The sequence below is a fragment of the Neobacillus drentensis NBRC 102427 genome, from assembly GCF_001591445.1.
Taxonomy (GTDB): domain Bacteria; phylum Bacillota; class Bacilli; order Bacillales; family Cytobacillaceae; genus Neobacillus; species Neobacillus drentensis.
Window position 1 is genome coordinate 45,576 of the sequence record NZ_BCUX01000003.1, and the last position, 18,026, is coordinate 63,601.

An 18,026-nucleotide genomic window follows, 5' to 3' on the forward strand; every position below is an offset into this window, starting at 1 on the left:
TATAATTTTATAATTAATAGTTTCAATCTCAATTTTCGATGAAATTCATGCGTTTAACACATTAAAATGGAGTGATAAAAAAAATGGAGACGAGGCAGATTCAATATTTCCTAGAAGTAGCAAAAAGAGAGCATGTTACAGAAGCTGCAAATGCCTTGCACGTAGCCCAATCTTCCGTTAGCAGACAAATCTTCAATTTAGAAGATGAATTAGGTGTGAAACTTTTTATTCGTGAGGGAAGGAGCGTCAAGTTAACCCCACTCGGCAGAATTTTTTATGAACGGATGAAACAAGTGTGGAATTTGATGGAGGATGCCAAGAGAGAAGTAGAAGAAAATTTAAATCCTGAAAAAGGAACCGTTCGAATTGCATTCCCAATTAGCATGGCTGCCCATACATTGCCCTCCATAATTTACGCTTTTCGCACCCTCTACCCAGAAGCGAAATTTCAAATGAGCAATGCCCTTTATTATGATTTAATTGATGGTGTTATAAATGGTGAATTTAATCTGGCTATGATGGCACCCATGCCCAATCAGGAAAAAGAGACAAAAATAAAAGGCGCGACTCTCTTTACAGAAAATATCGTCGCCCTCCTTCCACTTCATCATCCATTATCTGATCGGAAATCGCTTCGGCTGCGGGATTTAAGAAAGGATTCATTCTGTGTCCTACCTGAAGGGTTTGTATTTCGTGAACAAGTTGTGCAAGGATGTAATGATGCAGGTTTTTCACCACAAATTGCCTTCGAAGGGAAGGATATTGATGCATTAAAAGGGCTAGTTTCTGCTGGATTGGGTGTAGCATTGATGCCAGAGATGACATTGGTAGATAACACACCGCGGTCCACCGTCGTGATTCCCATTTCAGATGTGAACCTCACACGAACAGTCGGTGTCATCTACCCGACTCAGCGTAAACTGCTTCCTACCGAAGCATTATTTTATGATTTCCTGCTTGAAACCTATAGACGATTAAATGAGTTTCGAAATTAAAAAATTGAACCGTATTGTTAAAAGGCATCTAGCCAATACTAGAATCTACGGAAAAAAGGAAACAAATCAAAAAAATCGAAGAAAGAATCCATGTCTGACCGGGTTGAACGGCTGATTGATGAAGGGAAAATTGTGTTTGAGGAGGAATCGCAATGTCCAAGGAAGAGGTAGTCAAGCTGTTAATACTTATTGAATCAGTTTATCCCAACTACATATTTAAGGACGAGGTGGTCCAGCTATGGTTCCAATTTTGTTCTGAAATGGATTATGAAAAGGTTTTGTCGAAGGTGAAAAACCACATTCGCAAAAGCCCTTTTCCACCAGCGATTGCTGATATTGCTGTATTCTCCTTTGAAGAAAATGATTTTCCAGAAACTTTACAAAAATGGATGAAGAAAGGACGGGAGAGAATTGATCGCCAACCTAACCAACGAAATACATTACCAGAATGGCTTGCCGAATATGCAGCTAGAAAATCTGTTTGAAGCAGAAAGCATCCTATTCGGCGCGGTCTATATCTCCTGAATTGATGCATGAAATCAATTTAGAGCCAGCCATTTTGCGCAGAAACAAAATCAGTTCCAGTTCATCTATTCATTTCCCTTTTGTAAGCTCGATTTCGATATTCGATAGGTGAAATACCTTCAGATCCTTTAAATGTTTTATTAAAGTAACTTTGATTTTCATAGCCTAATTGTTCGCTAATTTCGAGAATGGACTCATTGGTTAAATCTAATAATTCCTTTGCCCGTTTCATTTTCATGTTGACCACATATTTAATGAAAGTTTCACCAACCTCTTTTTTAAACAAACGACTAAAATAGCTAGAATTAAGATGTAGAAAACCTGCTACCTCCTCCAATGTTATTTTCCGATGGATATTATCTGAAATATATTTACAAGCATTGGCAATCTCTGAATTTGCACTAATTTGAGAATCCTTTGACTCAATCAGCTTAACCATTTGGTTTTTTATATTGCTAGGTTTTGAAGCAGGGACCCCGTTAACAAATGACATTGAAATTTCAAAAGCATCTTGAAAAGTAAATTGAATCTTTTGAAGAAGTAAATGATTAATCGTTTGAGTCCTCTCTTCACTCTCCGAGTTTATGGGTATAAATAAAAAAGATTCATTTTGAAAAAATTGCCCATGAACACCATTTACATTTTCATTGGTTATCATATCAGTAATCACATTATGTATGAAATAATGGACCAATTCAGATGAACGGAATGATTTAAGGACCCTATGATAATTATTCATTATACACAAGGTTATCATGTAACATTGATTCGGCAGCAAACCGAGTAACTGTGCTTCCTCCTCCCATCCTTTCTCATTATGGATTGGCTGTTGAATGGTTTTATTGATAAACCGTTCTAACATTAATTCTTTATTTTGTTCTAGCGTTTGGACCAAACGCATTTGATTGATCTTCTTATACTTTCTTAATTCCAGTGTCTGGACAAACTGGTTCAACAATTTTTCAATCTCTATCACATTCAATCGATCTTTTAATATATATTCCTGAACACGTAATTTTAACGCTTGTTGGGCAAATTCAAACTCACTATGACATGAAAGTATGGCAACTAATAGGGAGGAATTGATTTCTTTTAATTTTTTTGTCAGTTCAATGCCGTTTAATTTAGGCATCCCGATATCGGTGATTAAGATGTCAGGCATATTTTTTTCTGCTTCCAATAGGGCGCTTAAACCATTAACATGAACGCTCTGTATCTGTAGCCCCAGTTCAGCCCAGTCAATCATTTCAGAAAGAAACTCTAAAACGGGATAATCGTCATCTACTAACATCACTTGATACATGCTTGATCTCCTTCTTCATTGGGATATACATGGAAACCCTCGTCCCCTTGTCCAATGCACTATGTACCTGCATTATGAAGTCTTCACCAAAAGTTAATTTCATTCGTTCATTTACGTTGGATAAACCAATACTCGAAAAACTATTCCTTTGTTCACTCTCGAAGTTCTCCCCCTCTGAACCTGTTTTATCGATTGTTTCCCTAATTTTTGTAAGCTGGTCCTTCACCATCCCATTCCCATTATCGATAATCTCAATTAATAAATAATCTTCAAGATAGTTTGCTTTTAATATAATGTAACCCTCATGGTCACTAAATCCGTGAATGATGGCATTTTCGATGATTGGCTGTAAAACCAATCGAGGAATTTCAATCGAAAGTGCCTCCGGCGATACCTCTACTTTTAATTCAACCTTATGTCTTTGCCTCATATTCATTATTCGAACAAAATCGTGATTAATTTCAATTTCCTCTTGAAAAGGGATCATCCCTTTATGTTTATCAATTGTAATTCTTAAGAGCTTTGACAAAGAGCTGATCATTTCTGCACTATCATGATCTCGTTTTAATAGAACTTTCATTCGAATAGAATTTAACACATTAAACAAAAAGTGAGGGTTGATTTGTGCTTGTAACATGGCTAGCTCTGCCTTCCGTTTCCTGGATTGCGTAAGCGTATTTTCCTCAATCACCTGATTCACTTTATCTAGCATAAGATTAAACGACCTAGATAGGACGGCGATTTCATCTTTCCCTTTAACCTTGGAACGGACAGACAAATCACCCTTTTGTACCTTTGCTGCTAAATTTCTTAAATCATTTAATCGGTTTAATATTTTTCTTAAAAGATAGACAAGTAAAACTAAAAATACGAGAAAGGTGGCCGTTTGCACAATAAATACTTGATTGAAAATGGAGTTAATTCTTGATATGGCATTTTCATAGGGATTTAGGGAGATTAATTTCCAGCCTGTAATCGATAGTTCACGTTCATTAATTAAATACTCTTCCCCCTCTATATTTATCACATCGGCTGTATTGTTCATGATTTTTTGATTGATATTCTCAGTTAAAATCCCCTCTAAATGCTTATTCTTCGCAATTATCTTACCTTTTTCATTTAACAGTACCATGCCATGATCGGTACTATCATTACTCAAGATATCTATGATTCTATCTTCCATTATGGTTACCATGGCGTATCCGTAGATCCCGGAATTACTGTCCCGCAATGGTCTCGCCACAGATAACTGAAAGGAATTATTTTTTCTTTCAGAAGCAATCATTGCCGGCTGAGGAGCAATCCAAATTGAACTATATCCTTTTAGATTACTTAAAAATTGAAACCACGGCTCATTTTTTAGAATGAGTGGATTAAATTCACTGTTTGAATAGTTGGTGTAAAATTTGCCATTATTAAGCAAAATGGTTACATAGGATTTTTGTCCAATTAATGTAATCGTATCCAATTTCTGTTGCACATTTTGATCATTTAAAAACTCTTCATATTGTATTCCTCTATTTACTGTATTCATTTGATTATTATATTTTAATATGGCATTAAGCTCGGTATCGATTTGAATAAAGTTAAGTGTGTATAACATATCTTGAAAAACACTTTTTATGTATTCGTCTGTTAATTTCAATTCATTTTGCGAACTGATAACTGCTTGTTCCTTCACCGCATCTTTTGTAAGGTAATTATAGACTGTGAATGTGCTTAAAGTAGGAAGGATTAAGCATGTGATTGCGATTAAAAGGACTTTATAACGAAAAGACAGGGACAATGCCTGTTGTATCATTTGTGTTTTCATACCCAACCTCTCCTCGTAATGAAAAAGATCGGGGCAAAAAACAGCCTCGCCCCTGTCCATATTTTAAGCTTATCTATTGTATAGATAAATATCTAAATTTTCAGTTTTTAATTCCTAATTCCATTTTACCACCATATTAATAGAACTCAACTACATTCTAGGGCTTAATGAACGTCAATTGTATAATCCTCACAAAGCAACGGCAAATTCACTCATAGGAAAAACGGCCTAGCCTCATTTAATTTAGCTAAGCCGTTACCTATTAATCTATATTTATTTATTTTTTTTGATAATATCTTGCACTATTTTTTTCGAATTTGCAACGGTTGTATCTATGTCCTGTTTGTCAAGAATCAATTTTTCAAATTCTACAGCGAGGACAGCATTGATTTCATTAATGTATGGTACCGGCTGGCCTATTTTCGAAGCTTTAGTAGACTGAATCGTATGCAAGAGTGACTCTCTGTCTAGTTTATCCGGATTTGCAGAATCAGCAAATATTTTATCTATTAAACTTTTTGTTTCTGCATCTGTAACTTTTGACCAAGATGGCAGGAACGCTGCTTGCTCTATTTGTCCTTCTGTTGAATACCATTTAATAAACTTATAGGCAGCATCTTTATTTTTCGAATTCGCATAAATACCTAATAGGTCACCGCCTGCTGGATTGTATGAAAATTTATCAGATGGATTATTTTTTGGCATTGGTGCAACTGCAATATTGAAGTCCACTGGGAATCGGTCAGACCCACCAAGTTCCGATAACAACCAGCTTCCAGTCACAATCATACTTGATGCTTGTGTAAAGAATTGGTCTCGATAGTTCAATTTTTGAGAGATCATTTGAGAATATGGTACAGCTGACTTATCTTCTTTTTCCATCTTTACTCGTAGTTCTAATGATTTTTTGTAAAGCGGATCATCCATATTAGACGTTCCATCCACTTTCAAGAATCCGGCATTTGATTCCTGCGAAATTAGATTTAAAGACATATATTGGGACCAGGCGAATTGAAATGGCCCGTGAAAATAAGTACCATAATGTCCATCACCTGTAAGCTTTTTAGCGTATTCTTGAAACTCATCCCATGTCCACTCTTTCGGTACTTCTAGTCCTGCAGCATCCAAACGATCTTTATTCAATAATACATACATTAGATTGAATTTCCCCGGCATTGCATAATAATGGTCTTTAACTTTTAGATCAAATTTGTATTCTTCCTCCATGTTAATTCCGTCTGATTCGATATATTTATCCAGTTGTTCTACCATTCCTAAATTAACACGTTGAGCAAGCGCATCTATAAATGGAAACATAATAACATCCATTTCTTCACCCGACGCAGCAGCTAAATCAATCTTTTTTAGTGCTTCTTGTGAATCTTGCTTTTCACTTAATTGGACAACCTCCACTTTAATATCCGGATTTTTCTTTTCAAATGCACTGACTGTTTTTTTCCATTTATAGGCATCTTCTGTTCCATATGTGTGCAATTTGATTGTCACAGGTTCATCATCTTTTTTAGCGGAACTTGATGATTGTTTTTCACTACATGCAGCCAAAATTCCAATAACTAGCATTAAAGTAAGAAATAATGTAAAAACCTTTTTCATTTTCTCATCGCCCCCATTTGCATATTATTTTTAATTCATTAAAACCATAATAATAGATTGCTTAACTACTCCAATCAAGTAATACACCAAGCGCCTCGTCCCGTTGGTTTTGCAGCATCTCATAGCCATGTTTTGCTTCATTATTTGGAAGCGTATGGGTAATAAGTGGATCAATTTTAAGCGCCCCTAGTTGAATTAATTTCAAGGCATATTTGCTTAGTTTTGCTCGCGAGGGGAATCCATTTTGATCTTGTAATCTTTCATGGGCACCTGTAAAGTTTACACCTTTGCTATGAATATACTCATAAACATTTAAATCCACATTTCCTCTCGTTGAACCAAGTGCGATTACCTGACCTAAAGGCCTTACCAATTCTAGTGCTGGGATTACAAGTTTAGGAGAACCAGTGGCTTCTATTACTATATCAGCATATTTCAGACCGGTTAACTCCTCTACCTTTTCACTTAAATCTGTAGATGGGCCCGATAAAATGGTCTTATGGATACCTGATTCTTTAGCAATTTTAAGACGCTGTTCAACAATATCAACAACAATTACCTCCGCTCCCTTAATAGACAATAGCTGAGCGGCTAAATTTCCAATAATCCCCGCACCTAATACAACTGCAGTATCACCTATTTGTATATTGCTTTTGATGATTGAAGTCATACAAATCGCGGCTAACCTAGCAAACACTGCCTTTTCGCCCAACTTCCTATTATCAAGCTTTATAACTGGGGACCACACATTTCCAAGAGAAACAAGATTGTAGGCAGCATGATTCCCTATTGTGTATACAATATCACCTATTTTGTAGTCCATTACCTCCTTCCCTATTTCTACCACTTCTCCTACTACCGAATAACCGGGATAAAAAGGATACTTTGCAAAATGATTAGTAGGATCCTTAATACCTACATGTGTTCCCGTGTACAAAGCAAGCTCTGTTCCTGGACTAATTAAACTAGTGATGGTACGGATTAACATTTGATGCCCTTCTAGAGGCCCATCCCCTACAGAGCAAGATTCAAACTCAAGCTTATAGGGTTCAGTAAACAATATTTTCTTGTTAATATAGTGGTTCACTAACTCACCTTCCTAATTTTTAGTATTTTTTAGAGTGTTAACTAGTCTAAACATTGCCCCCCGGTAGATAAAACCAGTGCCAATACTGGCAAAACAAATATCCTTAACCATTAGCCCTTAACACCTCCTAAGGCAATTCCTTCAATTACCTGTTTCTGACCAATTATAAAAACAATGATGAGAGGAAGTATTGCTGATACAGCCGCCGCCATAATTAACGAGTAAAACTCACCATTCAAGGATGTGAATTTCTGCATCGCTAACTGAATCGTGTATAATTCATCCGATCGCAGGAAAATTAATGGATTTTGAAAATCATTCCAAGTCCAGATAAAACGCAAAATCGCATAGGTTGCAATTGCAGGACGCACAATTGGAAAAGCGATCGACCAAAAAATCCGAAAATGACTCGCACCATCTATTTTGGCTGCATCAATATAGTCGGAATGAATCCCCATAAAGAATTGCCGTAACATAAATGTTCCTAATACACTAAAGCTGCCAAGTAGAATTAAACCTAAATGACTATCAAATAATCCTAAATAACGATATAGAATAAATTGTGGGATTAAAATGGACTGTTGTGGTACCATATAGGTTGCCAAAATAATGAGAAATAGAAAATTCCCAATTGAAAAATTAACCTTTGAAAAACCATAAGCTGCCAAAGCGGATACTGTTACCGAAATAATTGTCGTGCTGACAGTAATTTTAATAGAATTCCAATAATAAAGAGCGAAAGGGTCCTTACCTAACCACACTTCTTTATAATTTTCGATTCCGTTCCATGTTCTAGGTATCCACTCAATCGGGAATTTAAAAACATCTGCTTCAATTTTAAAGGATGTAGATAACATCCAAAAAAATGGTAATAAAAATGCAATACTAACGATAAACGAGATCACGGTCATCACTAACTTTCGAATGCTAATCCTTCTCTCCATGAGTCGACCTCCCTTAATAATTCACCCATTTTTTTTGCAAACTCCACTGAACTAGAGTGATGAATAATACAAAGAAAAATAGGACAACTGCAATGGCTGAGGCATAACCAATCTTTAAATTTACGAAAGCACTGTCATACAAATGCCACACTAACATGGTTGTTGAATTTATCGGTCCTCCCTTGGTTAATACTGCGATTAGGTCGAATACTTTAAATGTAGATATAATTCCCGTGATTAATAAGAAAAAGGTTGTAGGTGATAGGGCAGGAAGCATAATATGTTTAAATTTATCCCAACGAGTCGCTCCATCCATATCAGCCGCTTCATAAAGTTCTTTCGGAATCGATTGTAAACCTGCTAAATAAATAAGCATATTAAAACCAGTAGAAGCCCAAATTTGAATGACCATCAAGGAAATAAGTGCAAAATTTGGGTCCGCTATCCATTTTGGTGGATTTTCTATCCCTAATGAGAATAAAAATTGATTAATTGGACCTTCAGTAGGATTAAATAATACCTGCCAAACGACTGCAATCGCTACAATACTTGAAATATAAGGCATGAAAAATGCTACTTTAAAATAACTTTTCATATATACATGTTTATCTATAACAATAGATATAAGTAATGAAATCGCCATACAAATTGGTACCGTTAACAGAAAAAGTAAATTGTTCAATACCGATTTAATAAATACTTCATTTGCAAAAAGAGCTTTAAAATTATCCAATCCTACCCATTTCACAGATTGTATTCCCATGATAAAATTCCAGTCCGCAAAGGCTAGGAAAAACGTTGCGATAATCGGCAAAAGTGTTAATACACTCACTCCAATAAACATCGGGGATACAAACAAAAAGCCTACCCAATTTTCCTTTTTTTCGATTACACTCTTTTTTCTTTTTTTCCTCTTTACAAACTCCACATTTTCTACTATTGATTTTGCTTCAACACTCAAATCTTTCATCCTTTCGAAAGAGTATTTTTTTTCTTAATGAATGATGACTGACCCATCAATCGAGAATTCCTTTGGCTTACCCCATGACTCTCTTGAACTTCAATTTTTATTAATAACCGCTGAGCGAAAAATGATAGAACAAATACCGAGGCACTTGCGAAAAAGAGAAAACCTGCCATTGGTAGAAATGCAAATAAAAACAGTAGAGAAGCGATTGAAATAAACATCATAAATGTAAATAACGGGTAGGCGATTCCGATAAGAAAAGCTATTTTAATAGTAGAAAACAGCTTTCTCTTTACCTGTATATAGACAGGAAACACATACATCAATGTAATTCCATACAAACAAACACATCCCAAAAGAATACCTTGGGTTATTATCGCTATAGTTCCAGAGAACTGATTGACAAAAAGATAATCCGTATAGAATATAATTGGAATAACCGTTAAAACGATTCCCAATCGGTTCGCACTAAAAAATTCTTTTTTGTATATATTCCAATATTCATTGAAAACCCTTACATTTTTTCTCGATTGCAAACTCTTCATAACAGTAAACAAGGCAATTGTAGCAGGAAAGATTCCTGCTAATACTAGTCCTCCGAAGGTAAAAAGAACCCATAGGAGATTTAAATAAAACAACTTAATAAACCAATCAAAGGCAACATTAATATTGTTCATTAATCTATTAGTTTCCATCTTTCCTCCTTAACTAATTAGTTAATTTATTTTTCAGGTTACTATACGGATTATTATAAGAAAATTTAGAAAATTAAAATATATAATTTTTTTACCTATTTAGAAATTTTTTGACCTGTTTTTCTCTCATACATAAAAAATCCCACTTTCCATATGAAAGTGAGATTTTCCAGTTAATCCTCAACGCATGCGTTACCTTACCACAGCTTCCTCTCCCTGGTAAATCCGAAAGGCTGGAACAATCGTATCCGAAACAATTTCTTTTCCTTTTTCACGAATGAAGTCCAATTTATAATAGGCATCAAATCTTTGGCTGATTTCCGTTTTCACCAGTTCAGGCGGAGTGACGACGATGAATTGGAACTTCAGTTTTTCGGCTACAGCGAAAATCGGATCAAGAACATGGGCCGATGCAGCTTGTCCGAACGGATTATCACATACTAACGGAACCCAGCTTTGATCGGTTTCACTTTTAACCGATAATAACATCATCATCATCACCATTCGAGCAGATAACTTCTGTCCGCCGCTGCCGTCGGATTTCGTCCTTGAACCTTGATTAATGGTCTGCCACGTTGAGTAATGCTCTTTTTGCGGTTTCCCGTACATAAAGGCATTATCTGTTCTCATATTATAGACGAGCAGCTCAGGATATCGATTTCGAAGGGATACAAATAAAATTTGCTCATCACTTATCAGTTGTTTTATTTCATCGTCTAATGCTCGATTATGATCATCAATCATATCAAATTGTTTAGTGATTTTGTTAATGGCAGCGACAAAATGCTGCTTCAGCAATGGCTCAATATCTTCCGCCTTTTTGGGTAAGATGTCTTCTTTAAGCTGGACGAGCGGAAACGAACCTCGTTCATTTTTCAACTTCATTTTTGCAATCATGGAACGAATCGCCTCTGCAATGCTCATCACTTTCATGCTGGCACGGCTGGCCCAGAAGTTTTGCGCCTTTTCTGCCCTTTCCTTGTCGCGTTCTAATTGCTCCAATCCACTTTGTGAAAAACGCTTCATGTTTTTAACAATCGTCTGAATATGCGTATAATGCCTTGTATCCATATGATCTAACGTCGTTAATACTTCATTTTTAAACCGAATCTCCCAATCTTTTCCTTCAATCGTGAGTTTTAAGTTCCTTAAAGATTGGTCGATTTTCGCATGCTTCTCTTGGCCTTCTTCCTGGATCGCTTGGTGTTCTTCACACCAGGATAAGATACATGCTTTACCTTGACTGTTTATTTTTTCTAGGTCCTCAGTCGTAAATGCTGCTGCTTCCTCTTTTAGGATAACGGATAAGGTTAACAAATCTCCTTCGTACCCGGCAATATTTGTTTCCGTTTCTTTTTGGCGTTTCTCTGCCTGCTTTACTTCCTCTTTCGTTAATTTCGTTTGGTCTTTAATTTCTACTGCTTTTACTTCTAAATCAAGGTCTTCCCATTGTTCAGGCTGTTTTTCATACTTTTCGACTTTCTTTCCAGACTTATCACGCTGTTCAGTCGCGTGCTTTAAGGACGTTTCCGCTACGGTAACAGCCGTTCCTTGTTCCCGTTCATCTTTTTCCGCAGACTTCGCTTCCTTCTGTGCCGTTTGCAACATATTTTCTAATATACTTAGAGGTTCATCTGGTTCTTTTGCTTGATTCCAATCTTGATCATGGGCATTGAGTTTTTTCTCTAATTTGTTTTGCTGCTTTTGTTCGGTTTCTTTTTTTGCTTGAAGAACGAGTAATTCTCTAGCCTGTTCTTCTTTCGATTTTTGAAGCTGTTTTAGTTCCCCGATACTTCCGTTTATCTCTTGTAATAAATGTGGAGATAGATGAGGGACCTCATCAGATAGGTCTGCTTTTTCATCAGCAGGAAAAACAGCTTCTTCAATATATAACCTAATTTCCTTTATCGCTTGTTCGGTTGTAAGCTTCCATTCTACATAGGTTTGATTCCACTGGTTTTGCAGTTCAACTGTCTGTTGGTGCTCTTTTCCTATTTCTTGCTGCTGTAGTCCTAAGGCTTCTTTTTGTTTCTCTTTTTCTAGTTTTACCCGTTTATTTTCTTGATGAAGAGTTTTTTCTTGATCAAACTCCTCTAACGTTTCAACATTTCTTGTAAGCTTTTCTATCCTACTGTTTGTCTTTTCCAGCTGTTCTTTTAGCCCAAGCTGTAATTCTTTTTCTTTTTGTTCTTGTGTTTTGATTTCTTGTAATTTCGTTTTCTTAGAAAGAAGAGCGTTTTGTTCCTGCTTGAAAGCTTTTTCGATATCACTAGAAAGCTCACTTGATATAAACCGATCGATTTCTTTTAAAATTCGACGTAAAGAGGTTTCTGATTTTTCTATTTCAACGAGCGTATCTTTCTTTTCTTCAATTTGTTTCGCAATCGTTATTTTCCAGCTAGTGAATTGATTCTTATCACTTAATAGCTCTTTCTCGGTTCCGTTAATGATCACAAAGGATGGTTGGTGCTTTTCTCCGTCCATTTCTTCGCGCAGGAAAATTGGAACAGGACTTTTAAACATTTTTCCTGTAAGAACCTGCTGATTAATTTTTTGCCATTGCTGACCGCTTACGACCAACCCGTATGGAAGGAGCGGATTCGTCATCAGGGAATGAGCCATATCCTCTGGATTTAATGATTGGAGAAATTGGGCTCCATAAAACACATCAATTCCAGTCTTCTCATCAATCCATTCCTTTAATTCTTTCACGTCTTTATTTGAGATCCAGAAGGGTTCATCGTTTAAGGAATGGTCGAGTTGTGTTTCCCAAAGTTCCTTTTTTATTTGTTCAGCTTGTTGTCGGTTAGTGCCAAGTATTTCTTCTATTTGTATAGCGTACTTCGATAAGAGTGAGTGAGTAAACGGAGCTGTGACGTCATCAATTAGCCCAAGAAGTTTTTCTAATAGTTTTGCTTCCTTTTGCTTTTGTCCTTCATTAACTGTCTTTAATTCTTCACATTTTTCCTCTGAAAACTGTATGGATTGGATGAGCGTACCATGTGATGTAGCCAGTTGATTTTGCTTTTCATTAGAATCCTTATCTTTTGCTTGCAACTCTACTAATCTAGCCTTTTTGTCTTCAATTTGTTTAGACAGACTCAGGGTTAAGCCCTTTAAGTCATAGGTTAAGCGATCGCCAAATTCTTGGATGAGTGCTGCTTCCTTCGTCTCAAAGGTATGCATTTGTGTATATAGAAAATCTATTTCCGTACTTAGCTGAGCAATGTCTTTTGTCTTTTGTTTATCCTGCTGCAACAGCCCCGTAGCTTTTTTATTTAAGAACTTTTTATATCCTAAATACTGTTTAACACCTTCTTGAATCGATAGATAGGATTGATTCCATAGCTTTCTTGCTTCTTGTTTAATTTCATCCATTCTTTGATTCACTTGCTCTAAGCCGCTATTTTGTTCCAATGTCGCGATTTGCTGTGAAAGAGCGCGAATACTTTGTTCGTTTTCATTCCACTCTTTTAATAACAGCTGAAAGTCCAGTTGTGCTTTTCGTTCCTGTTTCACTTTAACGATTGCTTGTAAGGAAGTATGTTTCTCTCTTTCTTCCACTAATTTCTTATCCCAATCCATGACATCTCTGTGTGCTTTTGCAAACTCTAGATTTTCTTTTTGAAAGCGTAAATCTGCCTGCCTGATGATTAATTTCTCCAAGTCCTTTTCTAAAGTAAGCAGCGTTTCTTCTTCCGATTGCTTTAAATGCTGCAAGGCACCAAGCAGTTGTCTTCCTGCCTGTATACTGGAATGAACAATTTCTTTATGTTCAACACCTTTAGCCAAGTGCTCTTCAAATGGAATAATGTCTTCTAAAAATTCTTTATGGGCTTGCTCTCTTTTTAAAAGAATAGGCAAGTCCTTCGCGATACTGGCCTGGCTCTTAAATATCTCGACAAGATCGTTACTTTGATGTTCAGTTCGATGTAAGACTTGACTAATCGTAGGTATGATTCGCTTTTGGAACAGGGAATGATCATCCTCAGCACCCTCGAAGTATTTCCCAACTCCGCCTTCGTCCTTATTTATTTCCTTCATAATATCCCAATCTTTACGGTTAATTCCGTATGTATCAAGGATACGATAGTGTTTTTTCGTATCTCGATACACGTCATATCCATTCCATTTTAAGTAGTCCTTCAAGCTTTCCGTGTCAGCAACCTCACCATTCTCATAGAGTGGGATATGCTCGAGTGCTGCCTCGTCTTTCCGTTCAAATTCTCTTGTATAAAAAGTAATATTTGGAACAATCTTTGCCTCCTGTTCCAATGTTTTACTTTCCATTCCACTTTCTTCACTCATGGAGATCCGCTGTTCTGCTGAGAACATTCCTCCAGTTACCAGAGACGCATGGTCTGCACCGTCCAATTCCCACTGAATAAGTACATGAAAGGTATAGGGAATAAATTGCTCTTTATTATTAAAGAAGAATTGCTGATAATATCGATTGTTTTGTTTTCCCCATGAAGTTCCAGGCTTAAGTATTTGGAAAATGGTCTGAAGGAAGACACCTTTCCCACCCCCATTCATCATCGCAATGAGGCCATTTGTTGATGTCTCATCATTATGAAAATTAAAAGTGGTATCTTTGTATTGCTTTTGCATGCCATCATATTTCAGGCCGACAATTCTAATTCGATGGATTTTCGGCATGCATATCCTCCTCTGTAGTCATTAATTTTTTTAATAATTCATAACGGTCATAATCGTGATATAGGTATTCAATTCGCTCAAATAGTTCCGTTTTAGGAATCACCTTAGCTATATCGTCCCGATCCAGAATGACGATCAGCCCCTCCGTCTCTAACAAGCGCATGGCTATGGCTATTAAACCGATTCTGGTACGTCGATTGCCTTTTTTAATCCCATAATCATCCGTGTCAACCTCCATGTATTTCCAGGCGGTGACAACTTCCTTCATATCGATTCTTTCTTCTTCTCCGAAGCTGGGGTTCGTTTTAAGAATGCTATCCCAATTCATTATGAGGTCATTGACAGACCGCTCTAATGCGTAGTAGCTAATCCCTTCCCGCTTCGTGCGGATTTTTGCCGCCTGATTGCGGTCGATGGCCGCTAAAAAAGACATAATGACAATGCTAATTAGATGAAAGTGCTTTTTCGTTTCGATTTGCTTATGCTTTTCTTTCATATGGGTAAAATTCGTAGCAAAAACAGAACCAGTTGGCTGGACAACTAATTGGATGCGCTTTGGCGATTCAATGATATATGTACCTGATTCGTCTGCTAATAAGAGAACTGTCTGTCGCACTTCCGGATCAAAATAAGTCTGAAAGTGTTCACTATTTTCGTCGATTACTTTATCTTTTAATAAAGTAAAATAGACAGCGGATGCTCTTTTAATACTTTCTGCACTCATTTCTTCTCCTCCTGAACACATATTTTAAAAGGGGACATTTTCATTCGATACCATTGGAAAGGCTCCGCTCGATGATCAAACTCAGTATAGATCTTTAAGCCTTCAAACGTTTGAAATTGCGGATATTCCTTCATTAATTTATGTAAGAGAATTTCTCTCTCATCGCTTAATGTCTCTTCCTTCCGATGAAGTACTTGAACCTTCAGCGGCTTTTTATCGAACATCATCCACAAATCAATCGTTTCTGATTCTTCAAACCATAAATCCTGTACTTCAAGCGGCAGCTCCGCTAAATCAGCTAACGAAAACTCTCCGTTTGTTTGTAAAAATTGAAAAACATAACTCCATGCCTTGATAATAGAATCCCAGTTAGTCACTCGCAGACGAGTAATGCTTTCTTCTGCCTCATCTTCAATAACAACATCGATTAGTTGTTTTTCATCGAATTCTTGTTCACCCCAAATCCAATCAAGCGGCAAAATAAATTCATTCTTCGGTGAAAATAACGGAGAAAGGACTTTATCTATCGTCTCGAAACTTTTGACCCCTTCCTTCATGAACCAATTTTCATAATAATGCTCTCGAAAGGAAACCAGGCTGGTTTCCCAAAACAATGAAGGATTTTCTGCTTTTAATTTCATCTCATATGAAATATTTTGAATGACCAACTTTGCAAAACGATCATGTAATTGCCTTGTATGACCAATTTTTTCTTGGAGCAGAATCAATTCTTTCTGAATAGAATCTACATCTTCATTCCTTCGTTTCGTTTTATCGATCATACTAGTAATGGTACGGAAATGATTTTTTTCTTCTTCAAATTGCTTTTCTATTTCCTGACGATTTTCGGCCCTTTGCCATTCCTCTTCAATCAATAAGATTTTGGGATTGTTGATCATTTCTTTTTGAAAGGTAAATTCCTTTGCCATTAAGCGGTTTACGCGTGAAATGAGGTGATCGAGGTTTCGAGTAGCTTTTCTAAAATTACCGTTTTTAATCAGCTGCATACTGTAGAGTTGTTCAATCGTGATCGAGAACTCCTCCGCCATTTCCCTGCTCATAAAAATCATTTCCTGCGCGACATCTGTTAATTTATAAACGATTGCCCCGCCCAATTCTAAATTCGTATATAATTCATCCATTGTCACATAGCGAAAGGTTTGTGTCTCCCAGGATTGTCTTATTTCATCATAATATAAGGCTTCAAAGGGCTTACTATATTCTTCTTTCCCCTGATATAAAAGCCCGCTTGTAATCCGTTCCATTTGTTTATCGTCTGCCAAAAGCTTCATTTGCTTAATGGATTCTTCGACCATATACTTGATATCTGATTTGCGCCTTTGATCATCATCATTTAATTCTCGATAAAAGATGATGAGGAGCACTTGCATGAGAATGGTTTGGATATGAGGTTTCAGCTCCCCAACTTCCATTCCCCTCCCAAGCTCAAACAGTGGATTTAATCGTTGCATTCGCTTCCCGAAGCCTTCCCATGATTCGTTCACGTCCATCTCCTCCATGTTTCTATATTTAAGACTTCTTGTGGGATCCGCTTATTTTCCTGCCATAATTGCTGTAATAGTACTTGCTCCTCTTCCGTAAACCATTGAAAGAATGAATCACGGTATTTGATATTTTGTGTTTGTCCTTGTTTTTGTTCATTTCTTTGTTCTAGAAACTCAAGCATTTTGCGATAAATTTTCAAGGCAGGCTGTATACAGCAATCAGGGTATTTTTCGATAAGCCGAATCATGATCCCGTAACCCGCGGCATCAAGGTCTCCTGCGTAATAGAAAAGATAGGATTTAGCTGGAAACATTCGAAAGAAAAATGAAAAGCTCCGCTCAATTTTAGTTCCTTCACCATAAATAATCAGTTCTGGTTCATAATCGAGTTGATTGGCTTCCAATAACTTAATGGAAGTATGGAAGAACGATAGATTCTCAACAATCAGTACCCGCTGAATATCTTTTATTTCTTTCCCTTGTTTCAGCCAAAATACAAAAGGTTCCCCGTAATTCACCATTTTAAGCTGCGCTTCTGATATGCCAATTCTGGCTAAGAAGCATTTTCCATCAGGAAAACTATCATTGTCGAGTAAGAATTTTTCATGGCCAAAGAGTTCCAGACTTCTTTCTTCGACTGACACAATTTCCCGTTCCAAACTGGACCTTAGAAAAGAATATACATTCTGGATTCGATTCCATTCATTTTTCGTCTGCCATTCTGGATGCCGTTCATAAAAGGAAAAATCAAACAGATCACCTAATTTCATCATCTCGAGACGATCCCATTTGTTTTCCTGAACTTTTATATTGACCCAGTAATATAAGGCTAGCGCCGGGTTTCTTCCATTATATTGATTATTTTGGATGGGAATCAGTTGTCCTTCCCTTTGCAATGTTTCAACTGCACGGTAAAACAACGAATAACCGTCCATCTCAAAATAATTATCCAAAAGCCTGCGTAACTGAAGTTCTAAATCGTTACTATTTATTTTCTTCTTTTGGTTAGGGTGTTGAATATCAGCTATAAATCCTCTCACCCGTGTTTCAATGATGTTGATTGTACTCACCCACTTAAATCTTCATAGAGTTATAGAAATAGACTCTTATTATCCAATTTGGACATCCTTATATTATAAACTAGTTGCGTTATCGTTTGTAAATGAAATTTTTTTATATAATGGTCTGCTATAAC

At 36.6% G+C, this 18,026-nt stretch carries 13 protein-coding genes; 2 read left to right on the forward strand and 11 right to left on the reverse strand.

What is annotated here, in order from left to right:
• The first annotated feature begins 83 nt into the window (after positions 1–83).
• A complete protein-coding gene (gene gltC, locus BDR01S_RS00810) occupies positions 84–995 on the forward strand; it encodes a glutamate biosynthesis transcriptional regulator GltC (protein ID WP_066253262.1) in 912 nt (303 codons plus the stop codon).
• A gap of 152 nt (positions 996–1,147) precedes the next feature.
• Positions 1,148–1,480, forward strand: a complete 333-nt coding sequence (locus tag BDR01S_RS00815) for a replicative helicase loader/inhibitor (RefSeq protein ID WP_066253259.1) — start codon at positions 1,148–1,150, stop codon at positions 1,478–1,480.
• 101 nt (positions 1,481–1,581) lie between these two features.
• Here BDR01S_RS00815 and BDR01S_RS00820 read toward each other — a convergent pair whose 3' ends face one another.
• From BDR01S_RS00820 to BDR01S_RS00870, 11 genes are all read right to left on the reverse strand, one after another.
• Positions 1,582–2,823: a response regulator transcription factor gene (locus BDR01S_RS00820; protein ID WP_066253256.1), complete on the reverse strand. Its 1,242-nt coding sequence runs from the start codon at positions 2,821–2,823 to the stop codon at positions 1,582–1,584.
• The gene (locus BDR01S_RS00825; RefSeq protein WP_066253251.1) at positions 2,798–4,636 is read right to left on the reverse strand and encodes a sensor histidine kinase; all 1,839 of its coding nucleotides are present in this window, start codon (positions 4,634–4,636) and stop codon (positions 2,798–2,800) included. The genes BDR01S_RS00820 and BDR01S_RS00825 overlap by 26 nt, the downstream gene beginning before the upstream one ends.
• 273 nt (positions 4,637–4,909) lie before the next feature.
• Entirely contained in the window at positions 4,910–6,250 is a 1,341-nt protein-coding gene (locus tag BDR01S_RS00830) for an ABC transporter substrate-binding protein (protein WP_066253248.1), read from the reverse strand.
• A gap of 61 nt (positions 6,251–6,311) precedes the next feature.
• Entirely contained in the window at positions 6,312–7,337 is a 1,026-nt protein-coding gene (locus tag BDR01S_RS00835) for a zinc-binding dehydrogenase (RefSeq protein ID WP_066253246.1), read from the reverse strand.
• 110 nt (positions 7,338–7,447) lie between these two features.
• Positions 7,448–8,281 (reverse strand): carbohydrate ABC transporter permease, encoded by an 834-nt coding sequence (locus tag BDR01S_RS00840; RefSeq protein ID WP_066253243.1) that lies wholly within the window; start codon positions 8,279–8,281, stop codon positions 7,448–7,450.
• 13 nt (positions 8,282–8,294) lie between these two features.
• Positions 8,295–9,242: a carbohydrate ABC transporter permease gene (locus tag BDR01S_RS00845; protein WP_235846464.1), complete on the reverse strand. Its 948-nt coding sequence runs from the start codon at positions 9,240–9,242 to the stop codon at positions 8,295–8,297.
• Between the two features lie 5 nt (positions 9,243–9,247).
• The gene (locus BDR01S_RS00850) at positions 9,248–9,943 is read right to left on the reverse strand and encodes a YesL family protein (protein WP_066253237.1); all 696 of its coding nucleotides are present in this window, start codon (positions 9,941–9,943) and stop codon (positions 9,248–9,250) included.
• A gap of 192 nt (positions 9,944–10,135) precedes the next feature.
• Positions 10,136–14,602, reverse strand: a complete 4,467-nt coding sequence (locus tag BDR01S_RS00855; protein WP_066253235.1) for a coiled-coil domain-containing protein — start codon at positions 14,600–14,602, stop codon at positions 10,136–10,138.
• Entirely contained in the window at positions 14,580–15,326 is a 747-nt protein-coding gene (locus BDR01S_RS00860; RefSeq protein ID WP_066253231.1) for a DUF6063 family protein, read from the reverse strand. The genes BDR01S_RS00855 and BDR01S_RS00860 overlap by 23 nt, the downstream gene beginning before the upstream one ends.
• On the reverse strand, positions 15,323–16,837 hold the full coding sequence (locus tag BDR01S_RS00865; protein WP_235846470.1) for a hypothetical protein: 1,515 nt from the start codon (positions 16,835–16,837) through the stop codon (positions 15,323–15,325). Before BDR01S_RS00865 ends, BDR01S_RS00860 begins: the two co-directional genes overlap by 4 nt.
• The gene (locus BDR01S_RS00870; protein WP_066253226.1) at positions 16,828–17,901 is read right to left on the reverse strand and encodes a Wadjet anti-phage system protein JetD domain-containing protein; all 1,074 of its coding nucleotides are present in this window, start codon (positions 17,899–17,901) and stop codon (positions 16,828–16,830) included. Before BDR01S_RS00870 ends, BDR01S_RS00865 begins: the two co-directional genes overlap by 10 nt.
• Positions 17,902–18,026: the final 125 nt, after the last annotated feature.